Source organism: Rhizobium sp. PL01 (assembly GCF_033447125.1).
GTDB lineage: Bacteria > Pseudomonadota > Alphaproteobacteria > Rhizobiales > Rhizobiaceae > Pararhizobium.
Genome location: NZ_JAWQUM010000002.1, coordinates 477186 through 502013 on the forward strand (window position 1 = coordinate 477186; position 24828 = coordinate 502013).

17 protein-coding genes are annotated in these 24828 nt (G+C 57.9%); 3 read left to right on the forward strand and 14 right to left on the reverse strand.

Annotation, left to right across the window (positions count from 1 at the left end; translation table 11 throughout):
- Window positions 1-32: 32 nt before the first annotated feature.
- The 4 genes from nagZ to R6X40_RS06765 form a co-directional block, all read right to left on the reverse strand.
- Entirely contained in the window at window positions 33-1049 is a 1017-nt protein-coding gene (nagZ, locus tag R6X40_RS06750) for a beta-N-acetylhexosaminidase (protein ID WP_412178335.1), read from the reverse strand.
- A gap of 144 nt (window positions 1050-1193) precedes the next feature.
- Window positions 1194-4139: an SPOR domain-containing protein gene (locus R6X40_RS06755; RefSeq protein ID WP_318412072.1), complete on the reverse strand. Its 2946-nt coding sequence runs from the start codon at window positions 4137-4139 to the stop codon at window positions 1194-1196.
- A 62-nt stretch (window positions 4140-4201) separates the two neighbouring features.
- The gene (argS, locus tag R6X40_RS06760; RefSeq protein ID WP_318412074.1) at window positions 4202-5962 is read right to left on the reverse strand and encodes an arginine--tRNA ligase; all 1761 of its coding nucleotides are present in this window, start codon (window positions 5960-5962) and stop codon (window positions 4202-4204) included.
- A gap of 105 nt (window positions 5963-6067) precedes the next feature.
- Window positions 6068-7285 carry a deoxyguanosinetriphosphate triphosphohydrolase gene (locus R6X40_RS06765; protein WP_318412075.1) on the reverse strand — a complete coding sequence of 406 codons (1218 nt, stop codon included), beginning with the start codon at window positions 7283-7285 and terminating at the stop codon, window positions 6068-6070.
- Window positions 7286-7495: 210 nt separating this feature from the next.
- Here R6X40_RS06765 and erpA point away from each other — a divergent pair, with 210 nt between their 5' ends.
- A complete protein-coding gene (gene erpA, locus R6X40_RS06770) occupies window positions 7496-7828 on the forward strand; it encodes an iron-sulfur cluster insertion protein ErpA (RefSeq protein WP_318412077.1) in 333 nt (110 codons plus the stop codon).
- A gap of 15 nt (window positions 7829-7843) precedes the next feature.
- Here the strand turns inward: erpA and R6X40_RS06775 are convergent, their stop codons facing one another.
- Window positions 7844-9304 (reverse strand): phospholipase D-like domain-containing protein, encoded by a 1461-nt coding sequence (locus tag R6X40_RS06775; protein ID WP_318412078.1) that lies wholly within the window; start codon window positions 9302-9304, stop codon window positions 7844-7846.
- A 145-nt stretch (window positions 9305-9449) separates the two neighbouring features.
- Here R6X40_RS06775 and xth point away from each other — a divergent pair, with 145 nt between their 5' ends.
- Window positions 9450-10238 carry an exodeoxyribonuclease III gene (gene xth / locus R6X40_RS06780; RefSeq protein ID WP_318412080.1) on the forward strand — a complete coding sequence of 263 codons (789 nt, stop codon included), beginning with the start codon at window positions 9450-9452 and terminating at the stop codon, window positions 10236-10238.
- Between the two features lie 10 nt (window positions 10239-10248).
- Here the strand turns inward: xth and exoR are convergent, their stop codons facing one another.
- The 6 genes from exoR to R6X40_RS06810 all read right to left on the reverse strand — a co-directional run bounded on the left by exoR (window position 10249) and on the right by R6X40_RS06810 (window position 19675).
- A complete protein-coding gene (gene exoR, locus R6X40_RS06785) occupies window positions 10249-11052 on the reverse strand; it encodes an exopolysaccharide production regulator ExoR (protein ID WP_318412082.1) in 804 nt (267 codons plus the stop codon).
- A 604-nt stretch (window positions 11053-11656) separates the two neighbouring features.
- Window positions 11657-12880, reverse strand: coding sequence for an OmpP1/FadL family transporter (locus tag R6X40_RS06790; protein WP_318412083.1), 1224 nt, complete (start codon window positions 12878-12880; stop codon window positions 11657-11659).
- Between the two features lie 458 nt (window positions 12881-13338).
- Window positions 13339-16179 carry a valine--tRNA ligase gene (locus R6X40_RS06795; RefSeq protein WP_318412084.1) on the reverse strand — a complete coding sequence of 947 codons (2841 nt, stop codon included), beginning with the start codon at window positions 16177-16179 and terminating at the stop codon, window positions 13339-13341.
- Between the two features lie 127 nt (window positions 16180-16306).
- Window positions 16307-17152, reverse strand: a complete 846-nt coding sequence (locus R6X40_RS06800) for a PopZ family protein (protein ID WP_318412086.1) — start codon at window positions 17150-17152, stop codon at window positions 16307-16309.
- 219 nt (window positions 17153-17371) lie between these two features.
- The gene (locus tag R6X40_RS06805) at window positions 17372-18703 is read right to left on the reverse strand and encodes a TolC family outer membrane protein (RefSeq protein ID WP_318412376.1); all 1332 of its coding nucleotides are present in this window, start codon (window positions 18701-18703) and stop codon (window positions 17372-17374) included.
- A 306-nt stretch (window positions 18704-19009) separates the two neighbouring features.
- Window positions 19010-19675 carry a protein-L-isoaspartate O-methyltransferase gene (locus R6X40_RS06810; protein ID WP_318412378.1) on the reverse strand — a complete coding sequence of 222 codons (666 nt, stop codon included), beginning with the start codon at window positions 19673-19675 and terminating at the stop codon, window positions 19010-19012.
- Between the two features lie 294 nt (window positions 19676-19969).
- Here R6X40_RS06810 and R6X40_RS06815 point away from each other — a divergent pair, with 294 nt between their 5' ends.
- Window positions 19970-20533 (forward strand): acyloxyacyl hydrolase, encoded by a 564-nt coding sequence (locus tag R6X40_RS06815; protein WP_318412380.1) that lies wholly within the window; start codon window positions 19970-19972, stop codon window positions 20531-20533.
- A gap of 28 nt (window positions 20534-20561) precedes the next feature.
- Here R6X40_RS06815 and exbD read toward each other — a convergent pair whose 3' ends face one another.
- From exbD to R6X40_RS06830, 3 genes are all read right to left on the reverse strand, one after another.
- On the reverse strand, window positions 20562-20987 hold the full coding sequence (gene exbD / locus R6X40_RS06820; RefSeq protein WP_318412088.1) for a TonB system transport protein ExbD: 426 nt from the start codon (window positions 20985-20987) through the stop codon (window positions 20562-20564).
- Window positions 20988-20991: 4 nt separating this feature from the next.
- A complete protein-coding gene (gene exbB / locus R6X40_RS06825) occupies window positions 20992-22011 on the reverse strand; it encodes a tonB-system energizer ExbB (protein ID WP_318412090.1) in 1020 nt (339 codons plus the stop codon).
- Between the two features lie 225 nt (window positions 22012-22236).
- Window positions 22237-24684 (reverse strand): ComEC/Rec2 family competence protein, encoded by a 2448-nt coding sequence (locus R6X40_RS06830; RefSeq protein WP_412178346.1) that lies wholly within the window; start codon window positions 24682-24684, stop codon window positions 22237-22239.
- Window positions 24685-24828 lie beyond the last annotated feature (144 nt).

Sequence of the window (24828 nt, forward strand, 5' to 3'; positions counted from 1 at the left end):
ATTACCCTGTCCCTGAAATCAGCTCATGCACCCTATGCGATGGTCAGCATGCCGTTAAATTCGTCGCGCAACGCTGCTTCGTCCGAGGTGTCGGGCTTGGCAAAACCAGCCTCAACTGCCTTCACACGGCGCAGCCTGTCTCCGGAAATAACCGGAACGACACGCGCTACCTGATGCATTTCGTCCATGATGCCATGGCAATGCAACACCAGATCGAGCCCCGCTGCAATAATACCGCGTGCCCGCGCTTCGATATCACCCGCCAGCGCATTCATCGACACGTCGTCCGACATCAAGAGACCATCGAAACCGATGTGACCACGAATGACGTCGCGGACCACCTTGGCCGACGTCGTTGCCGGATTGTCGTGATCGATCGCGGTGAAAACGATATGGGCTGACATGCCCATCAGCTCGTCCTTCATCGCCACGAAAGGCAGGAAGTCGCTCTTGGCCAGCTCGTCGAAGGAAACGTCGACCACCGGTAGCTTGTGATGCGAATCGACAAAGGCGCGGCCGTGACCCGGCATATGCTTCATCACCGGCAGCATGCCGCCTGCCTTCAGACCGGCGGAAGCAGCAGCACCGATTTCAGCAACGGCGCGCGGATCGTAACCATAGGCGCGGTTGCCGATGACGTCACTGCTGCCTTCGATGGGAACATCGAGGACGGGCAGGCAATCGATGGTGATGCCGAACCGCATCAGGTCGAACGCATGCAGGCGCGACATCAGCCAGGCGGCGCGCAAGCCCTGTTCGCGATCACGGCGATAGATTTCGCCGATAGCCGCACCATTCGGATACTGCGCTACAATCGGCGGGCGGATGCGCTGGACGCGGCCACCTTCCTGGTCGATCAGCACCGGCGCATCGGGATTGCCGATGCTGTCGCGCAAGGATGCAGTCAGATCGGCGATCTGACTGGCTTCGCCAATATTGCGTCCGAACAGAATGAACCCCCACGGACGCTCGTCCGCAAAGAAGGCCTTTTCGTCCGGGGTGATGGTCAGGCCTTTGCAGCCCGAAATGAATGCTTTTGATTCGGTCATGCCGCATGATAGCCGCAGCTTTCGGCAACGTGAAAGCCGGTTTCTCGTCTTGCCCGGCCATTCACAGCTATTGCTGCTAAGCCCGGACATGCAAAAGGCGCGGCCGTTAAGCCGCGCCTTCGATAGTTTGATTGCTGGACGAGATTATCGCGTCACAAGGCAGCTGCCGCCGGCGCTCTTGTATTGCGCGCACATTGCGTTGGCAGCGTCGCGGGAACCGGCCGGAATACGAACCCGGTAATAAGTCCCCTTGCCTGCGATCTCGGCCTTCTTGATATCGACCCCCTTACCGCCGATGACACTGCCGAACTTGCCGGACAGCGTCTTGTAGGACGTCTGGGCTTCGGCTTCGGACGGCAGCGATGCAATCTGGATCACATAGGTGCCTGGTGCAATCGAAGCTGTCTCGACCGACTTTTCTGCAGCAGCAGGCTGGGTGGCCGCAATGTCCGACTTGAACGTATCGACAACCTTCTGCTCTGCGGCCGGGCGTGCCTGCGGTGTTGCATCGGCCACGGCCGTGGTCTTGACGGGACGGACCGGAGCGGTTTCATCAACCGTTACGGCAGCAGCTTCAGCAAGCGCACTCTTCTGCCCCTGCTCGGCAAGCTGTTCCACCACCGGCTGCGACTTCGGTGTCGATGCCGTTTCAATCGGCTTGTTCAGAGTCGTCGTCTTGACGACATTCACCTGCGGATTGCTGTTATTGGCAGCAACATTCGTCTGCGGCTCGGCTACCGGCTCCTCACGGGCCACCAGCGTACCATCAGGCTTGACGATCATCGTGCGGACCTTACGCGGCGACACGGCAGGCGACTGTTCCCCATCGGCTGCCGTATTGTCCGCTGTCTGCCCATCCGGCAAAAGCCGGGCGCTACCGTCGTCATCCACCGGCATCACACCGGGAAGATCGTCATCGGCGCCTTCCATCGGCAGATTTTCCGGCGTCAGCGTCCGTTGAACCACATCCATCGGCTCCTCTGTGGAGGAGACCAGCGTACCCTGTTGTGGCGTGGTGTCCTGCGCACCGGCAACACGGTCGTAAACGGCCTTGTCCTGGTTCGGAACAGTCTTGCCGCCTTTTTCTACCGGCACCATCTTTACCGGCGTCTTGTCTGCCAGGATGATTTTCGGCTCGCCGCCTGACAGCGCCGAACCGGAGCCGCCCATGAAGGCATAGACGCCAACGCCACCGAAGATCGCCAGACCGGCAACGGTCGCGGCAAGCAGCGCCAGGCGACGCCGTCCAGAACCGCGACGCTCATCATCGTAATCGGCGGCATAGCCGGAACCGACAGCGAGACGGTCGGAGGATGGGTCACTATTGTCCTTCGGCTGGCTAAGCGAGAGCCGGAAGTCCTCTTCCATAGCTTTTTCGAATTCGTCGAAATCTTCTTCGACTCGAACATTGGACGGCTGAGCTGGTGCAGCAGCCTGCGCCACATTGGCATTGCGGTCGATACTCTGTGCATTCCGGGCCGGTGCCGCAAAAAGCTGAGCCATTTCAGCATCGATATCGAGATCGTAATCCGTATGATGAACAGCAGGACGTTCCTGCTCGACAACAGGCAATTGCGGAACGTTGAGATCGGCAATCGCAGTCAGGCTTTCCTCGGTTTCCGCTATCATCGACGGATCGAAAGCCAATACGCTTTCCGGTTCCTGGCGAACCTCTTCCACGGCCTCGGGGAGGTAGTGCACAGGCGCAGCGGCAATAACAGAGGCAGCAACCGGTGCGGCGGCAACAGGCTCGGCTGCGGCAAAGGCGATTTCTTGTGGTACCGGCTCAAATTCCGAAGGGTCAACATCCAGATTGATATCAATATCGGAAAGATCAAGTTCGAACGTATCGAGATCGAAATCCGGCTCCGCGTTGACGGGTGGATTCAACGCCGCAGCAGATTCGATCACCCCCGATTCGGTGGCCAATTCTGCCGGTTGATAGGTAGCTTCAACGGCTGCCACCGCAACCGGCGCAGCAACGATCGTCGCAGCAAGCGGCGTTGCATACGCCTTCTGTGACGAGGCGCCACTGTTCGAGGCGACGGGCGTCGCACGGCTGAACGTCGGCGTAAACGGGTAGTTGACCTTGCGGGCAGTCTCCGCCGGAGCTGCAGCCTTCACCTCGGCCTTGGGTGGCACCGGAAAACGCTCGATATCGGCCAAAAGAGCATCGATACCATGCACATCCGCCGGAGAAATAACGACGTCTCCGGATACCGGGGCCGGTGCATTCTGCCATTGAGGCAGTTCGGCCTGCATCAATGCTTCAGGTTCAGCGATAGGCTGCGAAACTTCGGACGGGGAAAAGTCCACGGGCTCGAACGCAACCGGGCTTTCGAACAGAGGCGAAGCAACAACTGGCTCAGCATCCGCCGCAGCGGCAAAATCCTGCTCCGGTTCAAAGTGAGGTGCAGGCACCGGATATGCTTCTATCTGCGCTTCGTCGTAGCTTATCGAAAGTTCAAGTTCACGCTCGAGGTCGGCGCCGTCAAAAACCGGCTCGCTCCATTGCTCGACCGCCCAACCACCATCGACTTCTGGGGCATTATCAACTTCCGGGGCAATAGCCACCGGTTCCTGCGACCAGGATTGGGCCAAGGAATATTCTTGCGCACTCACGTCAAGGGGAACAGCTTGCTCGTAAACAGGCAGATCGACAGCAATCGGCTCGACGCCTTCGCCTTGCGCAGATGCATCGACAACCGGCGCGGCGATTTCAGCGGCCTGATATTCGATGACAGGCTGCTCGGCCTGATGAACATCAGCAGCGTGATATTCGTCCTCGATCGGCACGAAGGAGACAGGTTCTTCGACATACACCGGCTCGGCAGCATAAACGACGGGCGCTGCCTGCGGCGCATCGTAAACATCGAATTCGCGCAGAAGCTCGTCTTCGAGATCGAGAACGGGTTCCGTCAGCACGGGCTCCCTGCTCACCATCTCACGATGCCGCTCGAGTTCCTGCAACTGCTGGACCGCAGGCCGATTGTCATAACCGACAATGCGGGCGAGTTCTGCCAAGGGATCATCGTCCGCCAAAACGCCGAAATCCGCAGTCCCGCTTCGTGCCAATTGTTTGTCTGCCATACGCTCCACTCACAACTACTAGCCAGTCATTGCCAGTGCATTGTGGGTAAATGGTGACAATACTATCGCATCTCATTCGGTGCAGCAGTGCCTGTAATAGACAGGCCCGATTTCAACACCGAGGCGACAGCATGGACCAACCCAAGTCTGGCAATAGTCAATTCTCCATTTTTATCGTTAACAAAACGTAATTCTGGAGACTCTTTACCTTTATTCCAGTGCGCGTGGAAGGCGCTGGCAAGATCATAGAGGTAAAATGCGATCCGATGGGGCTCCTGAGACAATGCCGCCGCCTCGATAATACGCGGATATTCTGCCAACTTGGCAACCAGCTGCAGCTCGTTCGAATCAGAGATGTTGCCGGTGATGGCACCTGCGAGATCGACGGTTGCGAAATCGACACCCGGGAAGGCTGCGGCCGCCTGCCGGAAAACCGACATGCAGCGTGCATGGGCGTACTGCACGTAAAAGACCGGATTATCCTTCGACTGTTCTGTCACCTTGGCAAAATCGAAGTCCAGCGGTTCGGAACTCTTGCGGTAGATCATCATAAACCGCACCGAATCGCGGCCGACTTCCTCGACGACATCCCTCAGCGTGACGAAATCACCCGAGCGCTTCGACATCTTCACCGGCTCGCCATCGCGATAGAGCTTGACCAGCTGGCACAGAAGGACTGTCAGTTTCGATGTGCCGCCAGACACAGCCCGCGCCACAGCTTCCAGCCGCTTGACGTAGCCGCCATGGTCGGCGCCGAGAACATAGATCATCTCGCTGAAGCCGCGATCGAACTTGTCCTTGAAATAGGCAACGTCGGCGGCGAAATAAGTATAGGAACCATCCGACTTGATCAGCGGCCTGTCGATATCGTCGCCCACTTCCGTCGAGCGGAACAGGGTTTGCTCGCGGTCTTCCCAATCTTCCGGCAGCTGCCCCTTCGGCGGCGGCAACGTGCCCTTGTAGACGTGCCCCTTGAAGGTCAGATCGTTGATGGCGTTGCGAATGCGCGTTGCGCCGTCCGCATGCAGCGTGCGCTCGGAGAAGAACACGTCATGATGCACGTTAAGAGCGTCGAGATCTTCCCGGATCATCACCATCATCGCAGCGATGGTGCGCTCCTTGACGAGCGGCATCCACTTGTCTTCCGGCATGATCCGCAGGCTCGAGCCGAACTCGGCGACCAGCGCCTCTCCAACCGGGACGAGATAGTCGCCAGGATAAAGCCCTGCCGGAATCTCACCGATCTTTTCACCCAGCGCCTCGCGGTAGCGCAGGAACGCCGACCGGGCGAGCGTATCGATCTGCGAGCCAGCGTCATTGATGTAATATTCCTTGGTCACTTCGTAACCGGAGAACTCAAGCAGGTTGGCAAGGGTGTCGCCAACGACGGCGCCACGGCAATGGCCGACATGCATCGGGCCAGTCGGATTGGCAGAGACATATTCGACGTTGACCTTGCGGCCGCTGCCAATGGCGCTCTTGCCGTATTCGGTGCCTTCGGCGACCATTACGGTCAGCAGCTTCTGCCAATAAGCGATGGACAGCTTGACGTTGATGAAGCCAGGGCCAGCGACAGAAACGCCAATAACTTCCGGGTCTTCCTGCAGCTTGGCGACGATCTGCTCAGCCAGCGCGCGCGGATTGGTGCCGAGCGGTTTGGCCAGCACCATCGCAGCGTTGGTCGCGACATCGCCATGGCTGGCATCGCGCGGCGATTCCACGCTGATTCGGCTAAAATCAAGCCCTTTTCGGTTTTCACGCACGATATCAAGCGCTTCCAGAACGTTTTTAATTCTTGATCCGAAGTCAGTGAAAAGATTCATAGCACCCATCCGCTCAGCTCCGCCCAAAGGCGCGAGGCCGCGTTCCTATCGTTCATATCAACGGCTGCCCGATATACCCGATGCAGCCGCCAACCGGCGCGGTGACTACCGCAAATCAGGGGTATGGTCAAACAAACGCCGGTGCACGGAGATTGCATAGGTGTCGGTCATCCCGGCCAGGTAGTCGCCCACATGGCGGGCCTTGGCAGGTTCTGCCATGCCGGGGATCTGGTCAATCCAGTAATGTTTCAACATTTCGCGGGGATCGGCCATGAACGCCTTGTAGAGATCGGTGACGATCAGGGCCGCATCCTTGCGCACCCGCATGACGTCCGGATGCCGGTAGATCCGCGTCATCAGCATTTTCTTGATCAGCCGGTCCGTCTCGGCCATGGATTGAGAGAAGGTCGCAATCACCCTGCCTGCATTGCGCACATCAGCAGCGCTCTGCGGTTGGATGTCCTTGAGATTATCCTGTGCAACCGTGATGACGTCCTCGACCATGGCGGTGATCTGCCGGCGCATGATTTCATGCGTAAAGCGGCTGGCTTCCAGCCCCGGATAGCGGTCGCCGACCTCGCGCATCAGTCCGGCCAGGAACGGTATTTCCTCAAGCATCTCAAACTTGAGGTAGCCGGAACGCAGGCCGTCATCAATATCATGGGTGTTGTAGGCGATATCGTCGGCAATCGCCGCCACCTGGGCTTCAAGGCTGGCAAAACTTGCGAGCTCCAGATCGTGCAGCGCGCAATAGTCGAGAATGGGCTGAGGCACGGGACCGCGTGTACCCTCGCCGTTTGCAGCCACGAGCGGCCCATTGTGCTTGACCAGCCCCTCCAGGCTCTCCCACGTCAGGTTGAGGCCATCGAACTCGGCATAACGCCGTTCAAGCTTGGTGACAATCCGCAGCGACTGCGCATTGTGATCGAACCCGCCATAGGGCGCGAGCATCTCGTGCAGCGCATCCTCGCCGGTATGGCCAAACGGCGTATGGCCAAAATCATGAACCAGGGCGACGCCTTCGGCGAGATCTTCGTCCAGCCGCATGGCACGGGCGAGCGCGCGGGCGATCTGCGCCACTTCGATCGTGTGGGTCAGCCGGGTGCGATAGTGATCGCCATCAGCGGCGATGAAAACCTGGGTCTTGTGCTTCAGCCGGCGGAAGGCCGTCGTGTGAACGATGCGGTCGCGGTCGCGCTGGAAATCGGAGCGCGTCGGGCTGGCGGTTTCGGGATAGAGCCGTCCACGGCTCGCCCATGGATCCGAGGCGAAAATCGCGCGTTCACCAGCACCGAAACCAAGCGCATGTCTGTCCAATGTCATTTCCCGTTCATCATCCCATTGACGCGGTATTAAAGCCTTCATACCTATAGTAGGCGCTGCAGGAAAGCACCGAGTGGAAATCGCTCGTGACCTTGAACGAAAACAAGGGGTTGCCGCGCAATCGATCCTTCCCGTCCGTCGGCACTATTTGGACAACGGGTCACATAAACAACGAATCTCTCCGGTTCTTGACCCCGGCAGGAGGTAGATATGACCACTGAAACCGTAACTCTCTCGGACTCGGCTGCAAAACGCATTGCCGTAATCCTCAAATCGGATGCCGAGAAAAAGGCCATGCGCGTTTCCGTCGAAGGCGGCGGATGCTCCGGCTTTTCCTACAAATTCGATCTGGTCGGTGATGCCGATGACGACGACCTCATTCTGGAAAAAGGCGAGGCCAAAGTTCTGATCGACAGCATGTCACTGGTCTATATGAGCGGCTCGGAAATCGATTTCGTCGATAACCTGCTCGGCCAATCGTTTCAGATCAAGAATCCGAATGCCGTTGCAAGCTGCGGCTGCGGCACGAGTTTCTCAGTCTGACGGCAGGCTATTGTCCTAAAGATACGGCGAACCCAGCCAGAAGATCTTGTTGAGCAAACGCGTCGTGAACGGTTTGGCGCGCAGGTCGGCCAGTGTCACCGGTTGGGCACTGCTCAACACGGCCTGTAGTCTGTGCCCGATAGCGCTGGCAAAGCCGGCATCCAGCACCTCCAGGTCGATCTCGAAATTGAGCCGCAGCGAGCGCGGGTCGAGGTTGGATGAGCCGACATAGGCCCAACGGTCATCGACGGTCATCAGCTTGGAATGATTGAAGGCACCGGTAGAACGCCAGATGCGGCATCCGCCCTTCAAGGTCTGGTCGAACTGCGCCGTCATGGCTCTATCCACCAGCACCAAATTGTTGACGGCGGGCACGATGATATCCACCTCCACGCCGCGCAGCGCCGCCGTGACGAGCGCGCTGATCAACTCCCGGTCCGGCAGGAAATAGGGCGACATGATGCGGATATTCCGTCTGGCGACGGAAAACGCTCCCATCATCATCTTATGGTTGGATTCGTTGGCGCGGTCTGGACCGGAGGGCACAGCCCGCATCAACACGGTGGGTTTCTGTTGGGATGGTGCCGCCGAGACTTTCCATGCTTGCCCATCCAGAGCTTCGTGGCTGGCAAACTGCCAGTCTTCGGACGCCACTTGGAAGAGATCGGCAACGACCGGACCCGATACGCGAAAATGCGTATCACGCGCCTGCCCTTCGCCGGCAAACTCGCCCGTAAAACCCGAGCGGATGTTCATGCCGCCGGTAAAGGCGACCGATCCATCAACGATGAGGATTTTCCGGTGCGTGCGCAGGTTGGCATACGGCAGCCGCAGCCCCATGATGATGTTGCCGTTGAAGACTTTGACCGTGACGCCGCCTTGCTGCAGGTAACCAACGATGCTTGGCACCGAATAGCGAGCGCCAACGGCGTCAATGAGCACCCGCACGGCAACGCCGCGTTTGGCTGCGGCGATCAAGGCATCGGCAAAGCGCAACCCGATTGGATCACGATCGAAAATATAGGTTTCGAGAAGGACGGAGCGCGTTGCGCCCCTGATCTGCTCCAGCATCAGCGCATAGGCAGTATCGCCGCCCTCCAGCATCGTGATGCCGTTTCCACCACACATGCGATGCCGGCTGACACGATCCCCGAGCAGCTTCATTGCGCCGAACCGCTGCCCGAACCGCTCGGCGACCACTGTGCTCGAAATGTCGAACTTGCCCATCGTATCCGGTCCTCGCTCCCGGAACAGCGATCGCTGTTGACCGATCGACGAGCGGCGGATGCGGTTGATGCCGGCAATCGCATAGATCACCGCACCAATAATGGGCGACAGCAGAATAACACCGACCCAGCCCAGGGCCGAGCGCACCTCGTCCTTGGTCATCGTTGCGTGAATGGCGGCCGGAACGCCGAGGATGATGGAAAGCGCCGCAAGGATATGCGGCCAGTAGGTTGTCAACAGGTCGATCATGCAGCGAACTATAACGGGCCGGGATCAGGAAGCAATTCGGCCGCCATCCACACGTCTTTCGTCAGCATCGGGTTTGTGAAAACGATGCACTGGCGCTAAAAGCAGAACAGGCCGCTGCGCCGTCAGCCAAAAGGACGTCAATCGCATGAAAATCGTGACATGGAACATCAACGGCGTTCGGGCCCGCATCGACGTTCTCGTGGCTTGGCTGAAAGAATCGCAACCCGATATCGTCTGCCTCCAGGAAATCAAGACGATGGATGAAGGTTTTCCGCGCGGCGAGATCGAGGCGCTTGGCTACCATGTGGAGACGCATGGCCAGAAAGGCTTCAACGGCGTCGCCATCCTGTCAAAGCTGCAGCCAGACGAAATCAATCGTGGTTTGCCTGGAGACGCGGCGGATGAACAATCTCGGTTCATCGAGGGGGTGTTTTCTGTCAAGGGCGGCGCAATCCGCGTCTGTTCGCTCTATCTACCCAACGGCAATCCGGTCGAAACGGAAAAATTTCCCTATAAACTCTCCTGGATGGAGCGCTTGAACGCCTTTGCACAAAGCCGGCTTGCGCTGGAAGAACCGCTGATTCTCGCCGGTGACTACAACGTGATTGCTGAGCCGCATGACTGCTGGGACGTCAAGGTCTGGCAGAACGATGCACTATACCAGCCACGGAGCCGCCAGGCATTCCGCAGGCTGGAAAATCTGGGCTTTACCGATTCTGTCCGCTCAACAACGGATGCCGCACCGCTCTACACATTCTGGGATTATCAGGCAGGTTGCTGGCCGAAAAACTTTGGAATCCGTATTGATCACCTGATGCTGTCGCCGGAAGCGGCCGACAGACTGATCTCGACGGATATCGAAAAGCATGTGCGCGCGTGGGAAAAGCCGTCCGATCACGTGCCGGTGGCAGCCGAGTTCAATTTTGCAGCGTGAATCTGCCTGCTCAATCGCTGTCGCTGTCGAGATGAATGCTGTGTGACATGGCGACGGCCTTGCGGCGGTCGTCTTCACCGGCGACCGAGAAGGCCTGCTCCTGCAGGGATTGCAGCCAAGGCCTTTCCTTCGGGGTACACTGATCAAGTGCCGCGGTCATATAGGCCAGCCCACGTGCTGTCTGACCTTCCTGAAAGATCACATTGCCGAATACGCCCATGGCGCCGGCATGACCGTTCTTGCGGGCCCGGTTGAGCCATTTCTTCGCCTGCTGGACATTGACGTTGCCGCCATCCCCGGACAGAAGCATTTTCGCGAGCTGAAACTGCGCCTCGGGAACGCCGAAGGTGGACGCTGCTTGAAAATAGAGTTGGCGCGCTTGGCTGAGATCGCTTTTCACCGGGCTATCGGGAATGCCGCGACGATAATAGCCGGCCAGCGAAATCAGCGCATTGACGAAATACCCGGTATCTTCGGAACCCGGCTCGACGCCCTTCTCGGCAATCTCGTTGTAGATTTTGAACGCTTCCAAGTCGTTTTCAGCCACGCCGTCGCCATAAGCGTACATATTCGCGAGCGCCCAGCGCGAGCCCGTATGCCCCTTTTCGGCAGCATACCGGTAAGCTTCGACCGCCTCATCCTTGCGGCCATTCTTGTAAGCGGAAAAACCGAACTTGAAGAGCGCGAAAGGTCCAGACTCCTTCGTGATTCCGGCATTCGGATCGAACGCATAGGCCATGCGGTGCTCAGCGGCCAGCGTGAGCGCTACACTCAGAACAAGAAACGTCAACGACCGGTAACCGCGTATCAGCATGATAGTCTATTTCTTCCGTTCAAACCCAAGATCCGGTCCATCAAAGTTCCAAATGAGCCTCTGTCGAAAGCGCCGTTCATACCGGCATTTTCAAAACAGTACCCAGCGTTTCCGGCAAGAGTGCGGCCCACCTCGGCCGCACCATCCACCCCACAGATCCCCATCTCACGAAACAGCCCCGAAAAGCTGTCTCGAAGTTTCATAACCTTATGGGAGACATGGATTTTTTCGAAAACGCGATAACTCATCTTTCCTCAAACGCCGCATGCTCAAAACTTACCGGCACGTTTGTCAAGTCTATCGGTGCTCCCAGTTTGTGGCGGGAAATAGACAGAATCGCCAGCCAGCAGGCTGTCACAGAGTATAGAAAGAATGTGTTGCTGAATCGTCACAAAACGTGATGCCGGAAACACGGAAATTTGCTTGGGCGCCATTGAAATTTTTGTTCACAGAACCAGACAAATAGCATGCGTTCCGCCGTCGCCCCATGCTCATGCGGACTGCAAGCATTTTGAAATCGGGATTGATCTTTCCTGACGGCGTCAAGCGCTCACAAAAAAGGCCCGATGCGAGCACCGGGCCTTTTGCGCTTAACTTCAGATAATCAGAACTTGACCTTCAGCGACGTGGAAATAGCCGTGACGATGTCATTGCCGAAATCGTATTTCACGTCTTCGCCGACGGAACTGCCGCTCGTGAGAAGGCCAACCGCACCCGCGAGCCGCAGCTCAACATTTTCGGTCGGCAGATAGGATATGCCGGTTCCGAGCGTCCAGCTGTCGGTCTGGTTGCCATAGCCATGGCTGGTACCACGATCCCAGGTCAAGCTGGCAGCACCGCTCCATTGATCGTTGAATTTGTGACCAACACCGCCGGTAACAGTCCAACCGTCGCGATAGAGAAGCACAAGGCTGGTTGGCGGCCGTGTCGGGCTGGGCTGGTTCGCCGTAACCTGAATGACCTGTAGCTGACTCCAATCGGTCCATTTAACTGATCCGAAAACAAGCCAACCAGGTGCTATACCGGACTGAACCTTAAGCTCCAGAGAGTCAGGCATGGACGCAAAGCTGGACACGTCGTACTTAGAGCCGGCAAAGCTACCACCACCCGGGATTGGAAGCCTAACTTTGGTAAGGTCGATCGTACCTTCAAGATTGTCGAGATCAACCGCACTGTTGTAGACGAGGCTTGCACGAAGCGCATATTCGGGAATTTCGTACGCTGCGCCGGCGCGCCAGCCCCAGCCGCTACCGTCCAGATCAAGGCGGCCAACACCGTTGAACCCCGGTCCCACGAGAGGGCTTACAAAGCGCTCCTTGAAACCGCCGACTTCCTGGTAAAAGCCACCACCGATGATGCGGAACTGGCCCTTACCAACGTCCCACTTGTAGGAGCAGGTCGCAGCGTAGTTGTCGCTCTCGATCTTGGTTTCGATATTGTCGTTGGCGCCCATCCAGCTTGCACCCGGCTTGGTGTGCGCGCCCCATGGCTGCGAATAATCGGCCATGCAGTCGACGCTGTCGCCGAAACCGGCCTTTACGCCGATACGCGGCACCCAATACCCTTCGGTCTCGCCGACGCCGTTGGTCTGGCCACCACCAATACCATTCGAACCGATGCCGTTTGCCGGGTTGACGTCCACCACATTGTCGAGTTCGCGCTGCGGATTGACATAAGTTGCCGCAGCTTCCGCCGCATAGGTCGACGGATCGAACAGCAAGTCGATATTGTAGCCGCCACGCTCGAGTCCGCCGGCGCTTGCGGCCGTGGTGCTGAGCAAGACAGCGATTGCCGCCGTCATCGCCGCTTTCATTTTGTTGTGAACCATTCGTCCCTCCCCTGAACATAGAACAGTGGTCAACGCTTGCGCCAACCGCTTTGAGGAAAGTATCGACTGCGAACGGTTAATGGCAAATACCTAGATTTGGCGGCCAAGGACGGCCGGTCTCCGAAAATTTACGTAAGAAAATCTGAACGAAGCTAAATCTCACCAATTGAAGCAAAAAAATCCATACATTTGGTCAAAAAATTCATATTTTAGAATTTTTTTCTGTATCTATATCAAAGTGTCACTTCGACACAACAATGCCGTTTTTTGACTCCTGCGCATGGGCGCAGCCAAATAGGCGGCATAAACGGCATAATCGGCGCGTTTTTGAATAGGAAATGCGCCTGTTCAGGAAAATAGAATCATTTCAAATGTTAAAAAGGCGGCCAGAGCCGCCTTTTCCTTGATCCTATTCATTTTGCATCAGCCGATGGATGCCAAAATGTTTCCTTGTGCCTTCAACTGGCGTCAGAGACCCTCGCCAATGCCACCGCGAGAGACGCCTTCTGGCCATCGAGTTCGGCCAGACGCTCGCGCTCCGCATCGACCACATCGGGACGGGCATTGGCGACGAATTTTTCGTTCGACAGCTTGCCGAGGATGCGTTCGCGCTCCTGCTCGACTTTGCCGATCGCCTTTTCCAGCCGCAGCTTTTCAGCCGTCAGATCGACCAAGCTGCCGAGCGGCAGGCAGACCGTCGCCTCGCCGACCACGATCTGCGCGCTGCCCTTGGGGGCAGCCGCCGCAAGATCGATCGCATCGACGCGGGCCAACCGGCGAATAGCAGCGGCATGGCGCTCCAGCCGTTCCTTTGTCAGCATACTGGCTTCAACGACGACCAGAGGTGCGATGGCAGCCGGCGGAACGTTCATTTCTGAACGGACTGAACGGATGCCAGACACGAGGTCGATCAACCAATTAATCTCTCCGGCAGCGGCATCATCGGCGTAGGATGCAGCCGGCCAATCAGCATGGCAGAGCAGGCTGTTGCGCGTCGTGCCTTCGCCCGCCGTCTGCGCCCAAAGCTCCTCTGTCATGAACGGCATGAAGGGGTGCAGCAGCTTGTAGGTCTCGTCGAGAATATAGGCGACGCAGGCGCGCGATTCCGCTTTCCCTGCCTCATCGTCACCGCTGAAGACCGGCTTCAACAGTTCCAGATACCAGTCGCAAACCTGGTTCCAGACAAAACGGTAGAGACTGCCCGCAGCTTCATTGAACCTGTAGCCCTCGATCGCTTCGGTCACGTCGCGGATCGTGCGTGAAAGTTCCGTCAGGATCCAGCGGTTGATCGTCAGCGAGCAGGTTTCCGGAACGAAATGAGGGTCGTTGGCAACGCCGTTCATGCCGGCGAAACGCGTGGCGTTCCAGAGCTTGGTGCCGAAATTGCGGTAGCCAGCGATGCGAGCCGGGTCGAGCTTCACGTCGCGTCCCTGCGCCGCCATGATCGCCAGCGTAAACCGCAGCGAATCGGCACCATACTCGTCGATCAGGTCGAGCGGATCGATGACGTTGCCCTTGGACTTCGACATCTTGGCGCCGTTCTTGTCACGAACCAGGGCGTGCACATAGACCGTATGGAAGGGCTCGACGGGCGTACCGTCGGTGTCCTTCATGAAATGCAGGCCCATCATCATCATCCGGGCAACCCAGAAGAAGATGATGTCAAAGCCCGTCACCAGAACATCTGTCTGATAGTACTTGTCCAGTTCCGGGGTCTTGTCCGGCCAGCCAAGTGTCGAGAACGGCCAAAGAGCCGAAGAAAACCACGTGTCGAGCACGTCCTCGTCGCGAACAAGAATTTCTCCTGGCCGGAAATTCTCAAGCAGGTCCTCGACATAGGCCTTCATTGGCCCTTCGTGCGAGAGATAGTGCTGGATGGCGGCGTGTAGCGCCTCTTCTTCGGTCTTCTCAACGAAGACCTGGCCATCCGGACCATACCAGGCCGGGATCTGGTGACCCCACCACAATTGCCGCGAAACACACCAAGGCTGGATGTTTTCCATCCATTCGAAGTAGGTCTTTTCCCAATTCTTCGGAACGAAGTTGGTCCTGCCCTCGCGTACGGACGCGATCGCAGGCTTGGCGAGCGTCTTGGCATCGACATACCATTGTTCTGTCAAACGGGGTTCGATCGGAACGCCGCCGCGGTCGCCGTGCGGAACAGTGTGCTTGTGCGGTTCGATCTTGTCGAGCAGGCCACGCTCCTCGAACATCGTCACGATCGCCTTGCGCGCAGCAAATCGCTCAACGCCGTCAAGCGCCGAAACCAACGCCTCCAGTTCATCCGACGCCGGCAGGCCTTCGAGAAAGTCCTCGTTGCCGGCCAGCGTGATGTGACCGTCGATCGTCAGGATGTTGACCTGGCGCAAATGGCGGCGCTTGCCGACTTCAAAGTCGTTGAAGTCATGCGCAGGCGTCATCTTGACGGCACCGGTTCCAGCCTTCGGGTCCGGATATTCGTCGGCGACGATCGGGATGAGGCGGCCAACCAGCGGCAGAACGACATGCTTGCCGACGATGGCCTTGTAGCGTTGGTCATCCGGATGAACGGCAACGCCGGTATCGCCCAGCATGGTTTCCGGCCGGGTCGTCGCAACGACCAGATAGTCGCGCGTTTCCCACTCAGTCGCCTCGCCAGCCTCGTCAAAGGCGATGGGGTGTTGATAGGTGACGCCGTCCTCCAGCGGATAACGCAGATGCCAGAGGCTACCGTTCATCTCGACCTGCTCGACTTCGAGGTCCGAAATCGCTGTCAGGAGCTTCGGATCCCAATTGACCAGGCGCTTGTCCTTGTAGATCAGGCCGTCTTTATAGAGCGAAACGAAAACTTCGAGGACAGCCTTCGACAGTCCCTCGTCCATGGTGAAGCGTTCGCGCGACCAGTCGCACGATGCGCCGAGCCGCTTCAACTGATTGAAGATCAGCCCGCCGGATTCGGCCTTCCATTCCCAGACCTTGTCGATGAAGGCGTCACGGCCCATCTCGCGGCGCTGTATCTGCCGTTCCATCAGCTTGCGCTCAACGACCATTTGCGTGGCGATGCCCGCGTGATCCATGCCGGGCTGCCAAAGCACATCCTTGCCACGCATGCGCTCGAAGCGGACCATGATGTCCTGCAGCGTATTGTTCAACGCGTGGCCCATATGCAGCGAGCCTGTCACGTTCGGTGGCGGGATGACCACGCAAAAGCTGTCGGCGCCCGGTTTTGCCCCAGCACCTGCACGGAAGGCGTCCTCGTCATCCCAGGTCTTGGCGATGCGCGGTTCGACAGCGGCGGAATCATAGGTTTTTTCAAGCATTTTGGAGCCAAACTTGCTGATTGATATCGGTGGTTTGTAAATCGGAACGGGGCATTGCTGTCAACAATAACAGCAAAAAAGCCGCCAGTGTGATTGCTGGCGGCTTTGAGAGAAAGAAATGCGTGGTCTAGCGCCTCGGACCGCGCGCAACGCGCTCGATTTCCTCACGCACAAGCCGCTCGACCAGCGTCGGCAGATTGTCATCCAGCCATTCGTGCAGCATCGGGCGCAGCATATCCTCGGCGATTTCGTCAAAGGAGCGGCGCGCACTGCTATCGACAGCCAGGGCCAGATCTCCAAAAGACCGCGCAACCTGTTCGCCAACGGCAGGCGAAACGAGCGCAGCAACGTCAGCCACGATGGACAGCGGCTGGCGCTGTGCAGGGCCCTGTTCGAGAGCAGCAGTGACAGGTTCGACTGTTTCATTTCGCATCTCAGCGGAAACAATCGGCTGAACCAGGGAAACCGCTGGCGCTGCCTCTTGCTTGCTCTCAGCGTGCAAAGGCAAGGACGATGGCGCCATCCGCGATGTGATCATCGGATTATCAGATTTGGTACGTGTAACGGTAGGCTGACTTTCCGCTTCCCGCAGCGGTGCCGAATGCCGTTCGGAGGCAGCGCGAACGCGGGCTGCGACATCGGCGAGCGACATCGGCGGCGACGATGTCGCAGGTTTTGCGTTAGCGTCCTCAGCGTCCCGCAACTGTGGCTCCCGCACTGGAGGCTCAACAGCCGTAAAATGCTTCTGCTCCTCGGCTTCGAACTCTTTTGCAAGAACTTCGTCGTCGATGGTCAGATGGATGTCTTCGCCAGAATCGTCCTCGTCATAGCCGCGATAGGCATTGTCCGGAGCCGGCCCGAGATCATTGGCAGGAAAGCCGGGAATGCCTGGCTCGTTGCTTTCGATGATCTTTCGAATGGACGCCAGAATTTCATCCATCGAAGGTTCACGCGCTACATTGGGCTGTGCCATCATTATCCCCGTTTCTGCGGTCGCGCTTGATCGAAACATTGCCGCGCAGTCATTGGCGCGGACTGTATGCGAGTTCGGCGCCGAACAAAACGCTGCGAATCATCTAGCTGGAATCTTGCACAGATTTATTGGCGGCGTCACCTGCCAGATATCGATGGCAAAGCTGCGCGCGGGGGAATCCCGGAGGCACTCACACAAATGTGACATCAGACCTGGAGGTTAGCGGCCATCGACGGTTCGCAATCCGAACCATTTATCCTTGACGGCCTCGTAGTGTTCCTCGGCGCGGTACTCCGTCACTTGCAGGCCTTGGCTCTGAATGGTCAGACGCCCCATTGCGGCCAGCAATGAGTAGCTGGCAACGACAGCATTGCGCTGCGAGGTCACGAGGCTCTCTTCGGCGACCAGCACACTCTGTTGCGCGTCGAGTACATCGAGCGTTGTCCGCTGGCCAACCTTGCGTTCCTCGATGACACCCGCCAACGCCTGGTTTGCCGCGCTAACCTGGGATTTGTTGGCAACGGTTGTCGCAAGTGCTGCCTCGAACTGCGCGTGGGCGGTGATGATCGTCTGCTGCACGTCCGCGCGGGCGGAGTCCACCAGGATGCGCTGCTGGCCCATCCGTTCCTTGGCCTGACGGATCTGCCCGTATTCGGCGCCCCCCTGATAGATCGGCACTTCAAGCCTTGCGACAATGGAGGCGTTCGCAGTGTCGCTGTCGCGATCGCGGTCGGTCGTATTGCGCGACACTGATCCCTGGATGACGACGCCCGGCAACATCGTGCCTTCTGCAGATTTGACCCTGAAACCAGCCGAATCGACATTGTACTGCGCGGCAGCAATCGACGGGTGATCGCGCAAACCTGCCGCAACGGCCTGATCCAGGCTTTTCGGCAACGCTTTCGATGCCGGTGCGGGTTGCTTGATACCCGTCGGGGCATCGCCGACGATCTGGACGTAAACGGCCTCGCTCTGTTTCAGTTGCGCAACGGCATTGACGAGGATCGCCTGGGCTCCCGCCAATTCCGCCTCGGCCTGACTGACGTCGGTGCGCGTCCCCTCGCCCACGTCGAGCCGGGACTTCGCGGCGCTCAACTGCTCCCGCAGAAAGGCAAGATTTTGCTTACGGATCGACACGATGCGTTGATCGCGGGCGATGTTGGCATAGGACTGCGCCGCCGCCAGGAGGATGGAAATCTCATTCGCCTTGAGGGTCTCGCGGCTTGAAAAAACGTTCGCCTCTGCCGCCCTGACATTGTTCAATGTCTGAAAACCATCGAAAATCTGTTGGGTAATGGTGATGCTGGCAGATCCGTTGGTGTAATCTTCGTTGACAAGCGGCGTGCCTCGCCCAAACAAGTTCTCCGTGCCCAGACGTGTCGCCGAACCGGTGACGGCAGCCGAGATTTGTGGCCGGTAACCGGATTTGGCGATCGGCACGCCTTCATCGGTCGCACGAAGCCCGGCGCGCACGGCATTCAGGTCCGGATTGTTCTGGTAAGCCTTTGCCATCGCGCCTGAAATGGTTTCCGCAAGAACGGAATACGGCATAAGCCACAAGGCGGAAGAGAAGGCGGCGGCCACAGCCGTTTTACGAAAAATCGACACTAATTTAACTCCAAGACAAAGGCCGGCAGGGCACTTCCTATATGCGAAAATGTGACGCTCCGGTTGTGCCGGATGTGATTGTCACGCCTTGCCCGTTCCGATATCGAGGAAAAATGGTCAAAATGGCGTCATTTGTGACCTTTATATTATTTTTAACTAATATTTAATCGCTAAGTTGAAAAATACATTTTTTTCCAACTTAGCGCCCAAAATCAGGTGTTACGCCCCTTAATAGTCAATGGAAACGTCTTAAAATACGAATTCGCGCGTCAAGCGGAAGCCCGGCAGCGGCTTCACGGCCGTGTTGAACGCCAGACGCTCAGATGTCCTGCCGTTTTCACGCAGGAAGAGCTGGGCTCTCGATGCATTGCCGACACCGACCACGGCAACAAGGCGGCCACCATCATTCAACTGGGATAGCAGCGAATCCGGTATCGTCTCCACGGCACCGTGAACAAAGATCACGTCATACGGTGCGCCCGCTGCATGGCCCTTTTCGAGGTCGCCGGTGACCACAGACACGTTCGTATAACCAAGACGACCCAACGTTGCGGTCGCTTCCGACACTAGGTTTGCATTGCTCTCAAGCGCCACGACCGAAGCCGCGAGTTCCGACAGGATCGCCGAGGCATAGCCGGTGCCACAGCCGATCTCGAGAACCTTGTCATCCTTGGAAATTGCAGCCAGCTGAAGAAGCTTTGCAAGAGGCGATGGTTCCATCAGGTAGCGCCGTCCGCCAGCGGCGTCTGCCGCCAACTCGATATCGCTGTCGATATAGGCGAGAGGCTTCAGCGCGGCAGGCACGAATTCTTCTCTCGGAACTGACAGGAATGCCGCGAGAACGGCGTGTGACGTCACATCCGTCGTGCGGATCTGGTTATCGACCATCTTGATGCGTGCTGCTTCGAAATTCATCTTGCCTGCCCTCGTAATCCGGATCGTCGTCCGGCGTGTGTGCGCTTTTGGCTTGCGCAGATAAAACAACCGGTGGCGCTTCAGCCGACCGGGCATGGCCAAGCTCATAAATCCGCGCATCTGCCGTTTCAAGCTATGGAATGCAGTTCTTGCAAAAAAGCAAGCTTCACAAAAGCCGGTCAACATATTCTGCCCTTCCCGTGGGCAAGAAATTTGGGCAGATTCGCTTTACGGCATTTACGCGAATCACCGGAATTGGAGATTGTGAAAGTGACAGGACGCTTCAAACAGCCAATCCCTTTTGCGTCCTGGCCTCTTTTTCTATCGGCCAGTTTGTGTCTATCCGTCTCAAGCGTGAGCAACGCGGTGGCGGCTGAACCGATTTTCGATGAGCTTCGCTTCGGCGTGAGCGCATCCCTTAGTCGCGGCAACTCTCATGAGTCGGGTATCTTTCCGTCGGCCACCATCTTCTTTGATCCGTTATCAAGCGGCACGGCCACGACGTGGCAGCAGACCATTCTGGAGCCGAGGATCTACCTTGGCGCTTCGGTGGGAACGGGTGACGGAGTGGATCAGATTTTTGGTGGCTTCAGCTGGACCGCCGATATTACCAGCCGCCTGTTCGTTGAACTTGGGCTTGGCGGAACCGTTCACAATGGCAAGCTGGATGGCAGCAACGGCAAGGGGCCGGACCTCGGCTGCCGCCTGCTCTTTCGCGAACAGATTGCGCTCGGTTATCGCGTCACGGACAATTGGCAAATCCTGGCGACGGCCGACCATTCGTCGCATGCCAATCTCTGCGACGGGCCGAACGATGGCCTCAGCCATGCCGGCCTTGCCATCGGTTACAAATTCTAACTGGCTACTTCCAGCTTGACTGCCGACATTAGCCGGCAGGCGCAGCTTCCAGGCCAACCAACCCGATTTTGGTATAACCGGCCCGCTGAATGAGGTTCATGACCGTCATCAACTCACCGTAGTCGACAGCCTTGTCGGCACGCAGCAGAATTCGCGTCTCAAGATTGCCCTCGGTCATGCCGTTCAGTTCGGCGACAAAACCGTCGCGAGCGATCTCATTGTTCCCAAGCGCCAGAGACAGGTCTGCCTTGAGGGTCACGAAAACCGGCTTGTCTTCGCGCTTGACCGGAGATGCCGCCGATTGCGGCAGATCGACCTTCATATCGACGGTGGCAAGCGGCGCTGCCACCATAAAGATGATCAGTAGAACGAGCATAACGTCGATAAAGGGTGTGACGTTGATTTCGCTGTTTTCTTCGAGATCGCCGCCACCTTCGCTGATTTTGCTGGCCATGGTCTTATCCGATCCGCGCGATGCCTGATTCCGAATGCACATGGCTTTCGGCCTTGCGCGGTGCCAGGCGGCGGGCCTGACGGAAATCGAGATCGCGGCTGACAAGACGTTCGACCGCAGCCGAGGCATCGGCAAGGATCAGGCGATATCCGCCGATCGAGCGGGCAAAATAATTATAGATAACAACAGCCGGAATAGCCGCAACAAGGCCGATCGCCGTAGCGAGCAGCGCTTCGGCGATCCCTGGCGCAACGATCGCAAGATTGGTCGTCTGCGCCTTGCTGATGCCGATGAACGAATTCATGATGCCCCAGACCGTACCAAACAGACCGACAAACGGTGAGATCGAGCCAATCGTCGCAAGAATACCGGTGCCACTGGCAATCCGCTTGCCGGCGCCGGCCTCGATGCGGGAGAGCTGCGACGCGACACGCTCCTTGACCCCTTGCGTCGAAACGATGTCGAGCACGGCCTCCGATTTCGACAGTTCGTCGTTGGCAGCCGCGATCATCTGCGCTGCCGGTCCCTTTTTCGCGGTCAGCATCTCGCGCACGTCCCGCAGGACAACGGCGTCAGACAAGGCGCGAACGGCGCGCTTGGCGCTGCGCTTGGCGGCGGCAAGTTCGAAAGTCTTGGCAAACAGAATAGCCCAGGTGGCGATCGATGCCAAAATCAAAGCGCCCATGACACCTTTGACGACGATGTCAGCTGCCATGAACATGCCGAGCGGCGAAAGATCATGTGGCAAGACCGGATTGGGTGAGGCCAACTCTGGGCTGTCCTGAGCAATTTCATCCGCCGGTGCGGACTGATCAACTGCAGTCGCCGGCTGGGTTGCGTCATTTACCGGGGTAGGCTGATTTGCCGGGGTGACCGGCAACACTCCAGCTTGTGGGGTAACCTGAGCCGGCTGTTGTGTCTCGGTCGCGACCGGAGTTTCCTGCGCGCGAAGCGCTCCGGCATTCGAGAACGTCAGCAGCACGGCTGCCAGCATCATCCATTTCGGCATTGCACGGTTCGGCATGACCTATCCTTACCTCGTCATCGCCGCCGCACCCTGGGAGGATAAGACGGCGGGAGCACATAAACACATCATTTGGCCGCCGGCGCCGAACGCGTCTGCGGCAATTGCGGCTTCATATGACATACTATGACCGAAAGACAAGGATTTGTGGAGTTATTTAATCAAGAATAAATATCCATGCAAACATCCAGCTTGCCTCAACCAGGCGTGAAGCGTTCGAGCGGGTCATTCTTTTGTCTCACGCGCGTCAAACAGCCCGGTGCGCCAATCATAGGTTCTGTGTTGCGCCCAGGGACGCTGCAACTGCTCCTGAGCAAAAACTAGCCGCATCTCAGCGCGACCGGCATCGTCACCCAATGTGCTGGAGTTAACACCATAAATCTCGACGGCACCGGTGCGACGCAAACTCTGGCCGCTCAGCAACAGCGCACCCGAGCGGCAGGTGTCAAAGCGCAGCATGACCGGTGTCACGACAATATCAGCCTCTTCGCAGGCGATGCCCACGAAACGCGCATCATCGACGGTGACGATACGCCAGCCTTGCTGCGCCGTTGCTGCACACCATTGTTTCGCGACACAGACAAAACGGCCGGGCACAGCCTTCGACAAAAGCCCGCGGATCACGATACGCGCCGCATCCTTGTCGATCGGCGGTCTTGTCATGCGTACCCCGGCGATTTCACTGGAATCGGATGCTGGCCTATCGCCATCACTGACCACCAGTTCAGGCCGCAGCTGAGGCTTTTGATGATCCTTTAAACGCAAAGCGCGCTGCCATTGGGAAAACACAAAATCAGGAGGCTTTGCCCGGTTACTGGCCGCCTCCGCCTCACTAATCATCGCCACCAGACGCCCGTCCTCGGCGATCACCATATCCGGTCGCGCAACCGCGCTTGTCGATGCGACCACAAGGCCGGCCGCGATAATCATCAAACCCGACACGGCCAACCATGTACGAAACAAGCAGGCCAGAACACCTCCGGCGGCAATCAGCATGAATGCGTGATCCGGAATACGGCCGGTCGTCACCTCGCCCTCCCAGGAAGACACCATCCGAGCAATGGAGATCATCCAGTCAATCCCCTGCCCCATGATCAGCAACGGATAACGATCAAGACCAAAGGGCATCAACAGCATGGCCAGCAGGCCAAAGGGCATGACGAAAATACTGATGATCGGCATGGCCAGCATATTGCCGATCAAACCGTAGGAGGCCAGCTTGTGGAAATGTCCGGCGGAGTAAATCATCGTCGAAAGGCCGCCGATCAGCGAACTGAGCAGCAGACCGGCAAAGAAGCCACCAACAGCCTTAAACGGACCGATCCCGTGGTTCGTTGGAAGAACGTCACGGCCCGGCCGCTCGCGCCAATGAGCATAGCCTGCAACCAGAGCCAGTGTCGCGGCAAAGGACATCTGGAAACCCGGGCCTGTCACGGCGGAGGGGGTGATGATGAGGATGATCAACGCCGACAATGCCACATTGCGCAGGCTGATCGAGGGCCTGTCAAAGAACACGGCAATGAGCATGATGGAGATCATGATCCAGGATCGCACCGCCGAAACAGCCCCGCCTGAGATCAGGATATAGGCGAACACCATGACCAGAGCGCCGGCGGCTGCAAGCTTCTTGATCGGAAAACGGTGCGCCAATCCGGGAACAAGGCTAAGCAAGGTGCGCGCACCGATCAGGAAGGTTCCGGCGGCCAGAACCATGTTCAACCCGGAGATCGCCAACACATGCGCAAGCCCTGCCTCACGCAGCGCCTCAATCGTCGGCCTGCCGATGGCTCGCTCCTCGGCCGTTACCAGCGCCGCCGCTATTGCCCCCGCATCGCCTCCTATCGTGCCGCGAATGCGCGCACCGATCGCCTCCCGCCAGCGCGCGATTGTTTCCCCGATACGAGCACGCCAAACGCGCATTCCGCTTCTGGCCGTATCTTCAATGCCTGAAACCGACTGCGGTTTTCCGTAGAAATAACCGACGGCGCCAATCCCCTTGAAATAGCTGTCGAAGGCAAAATCGTTAAGACCCGGAAGGACAGCCCCGGACGGCGGCGATAACCGCGCCCTGCCCTCGATCCCGCCACCAATTTCGACAGGGGCTTCACGGTTGCGGGAAAGAAGTGTGACCCTGGTTGGCGGGCGCTTCAATTCAGGATCCGCAGTCTGGACGACAGTTACAGTATATCGCCAATAACCGCGATCGGTAGTTTCCCGCGCGGTGACGATACCGCGCACCATTGTCGTTACCGGCGTGTCGAGCACCACGGTATCCACACGCGCCGTCTCTAATGAGGCAAGCAGCATGCCTGCAGTCAACAAAGCAGCGATCAGCATGCCTATACGCCAAAGACCTGACCGATGCCGGAGCGCAAAAGCCGCCATGCCAAAAACGCACATCAGCAGTGCAAGCTTGGTATAGCCCGGCGTCTGAGGAAGCCAAAACCAGAAAACCGAGCCGAGACCGAGGAAGACAGGAATAAACAAAAAGGCGTGTCCGAAAGCCACCTCCTCTGACACAGCCCGTATGAGCTCCGCACGCCATTGGATGGTCGGAAACCTCTTGCGCTTTGACGATGGACCGGCAAGGAAACCGCGCCAAGCCCGGTTTTCCGGTTGTTTTTCCGTTGTGGCGGGGATGTGCAAATGGCTTGCAAAGGCATGGGGAAGCATACGGTCAGACCGCACGCTTGGCGCCACTTCTGGCTCCTGCCCCTCTGTCATGGATGCCGTTCCACCCGCCTCCGTGCCGCCACATTCTGCAACCGAAAAAAACAAAATGCAACCGATGAGGTTGATGCACAAAAAAGATGCAAA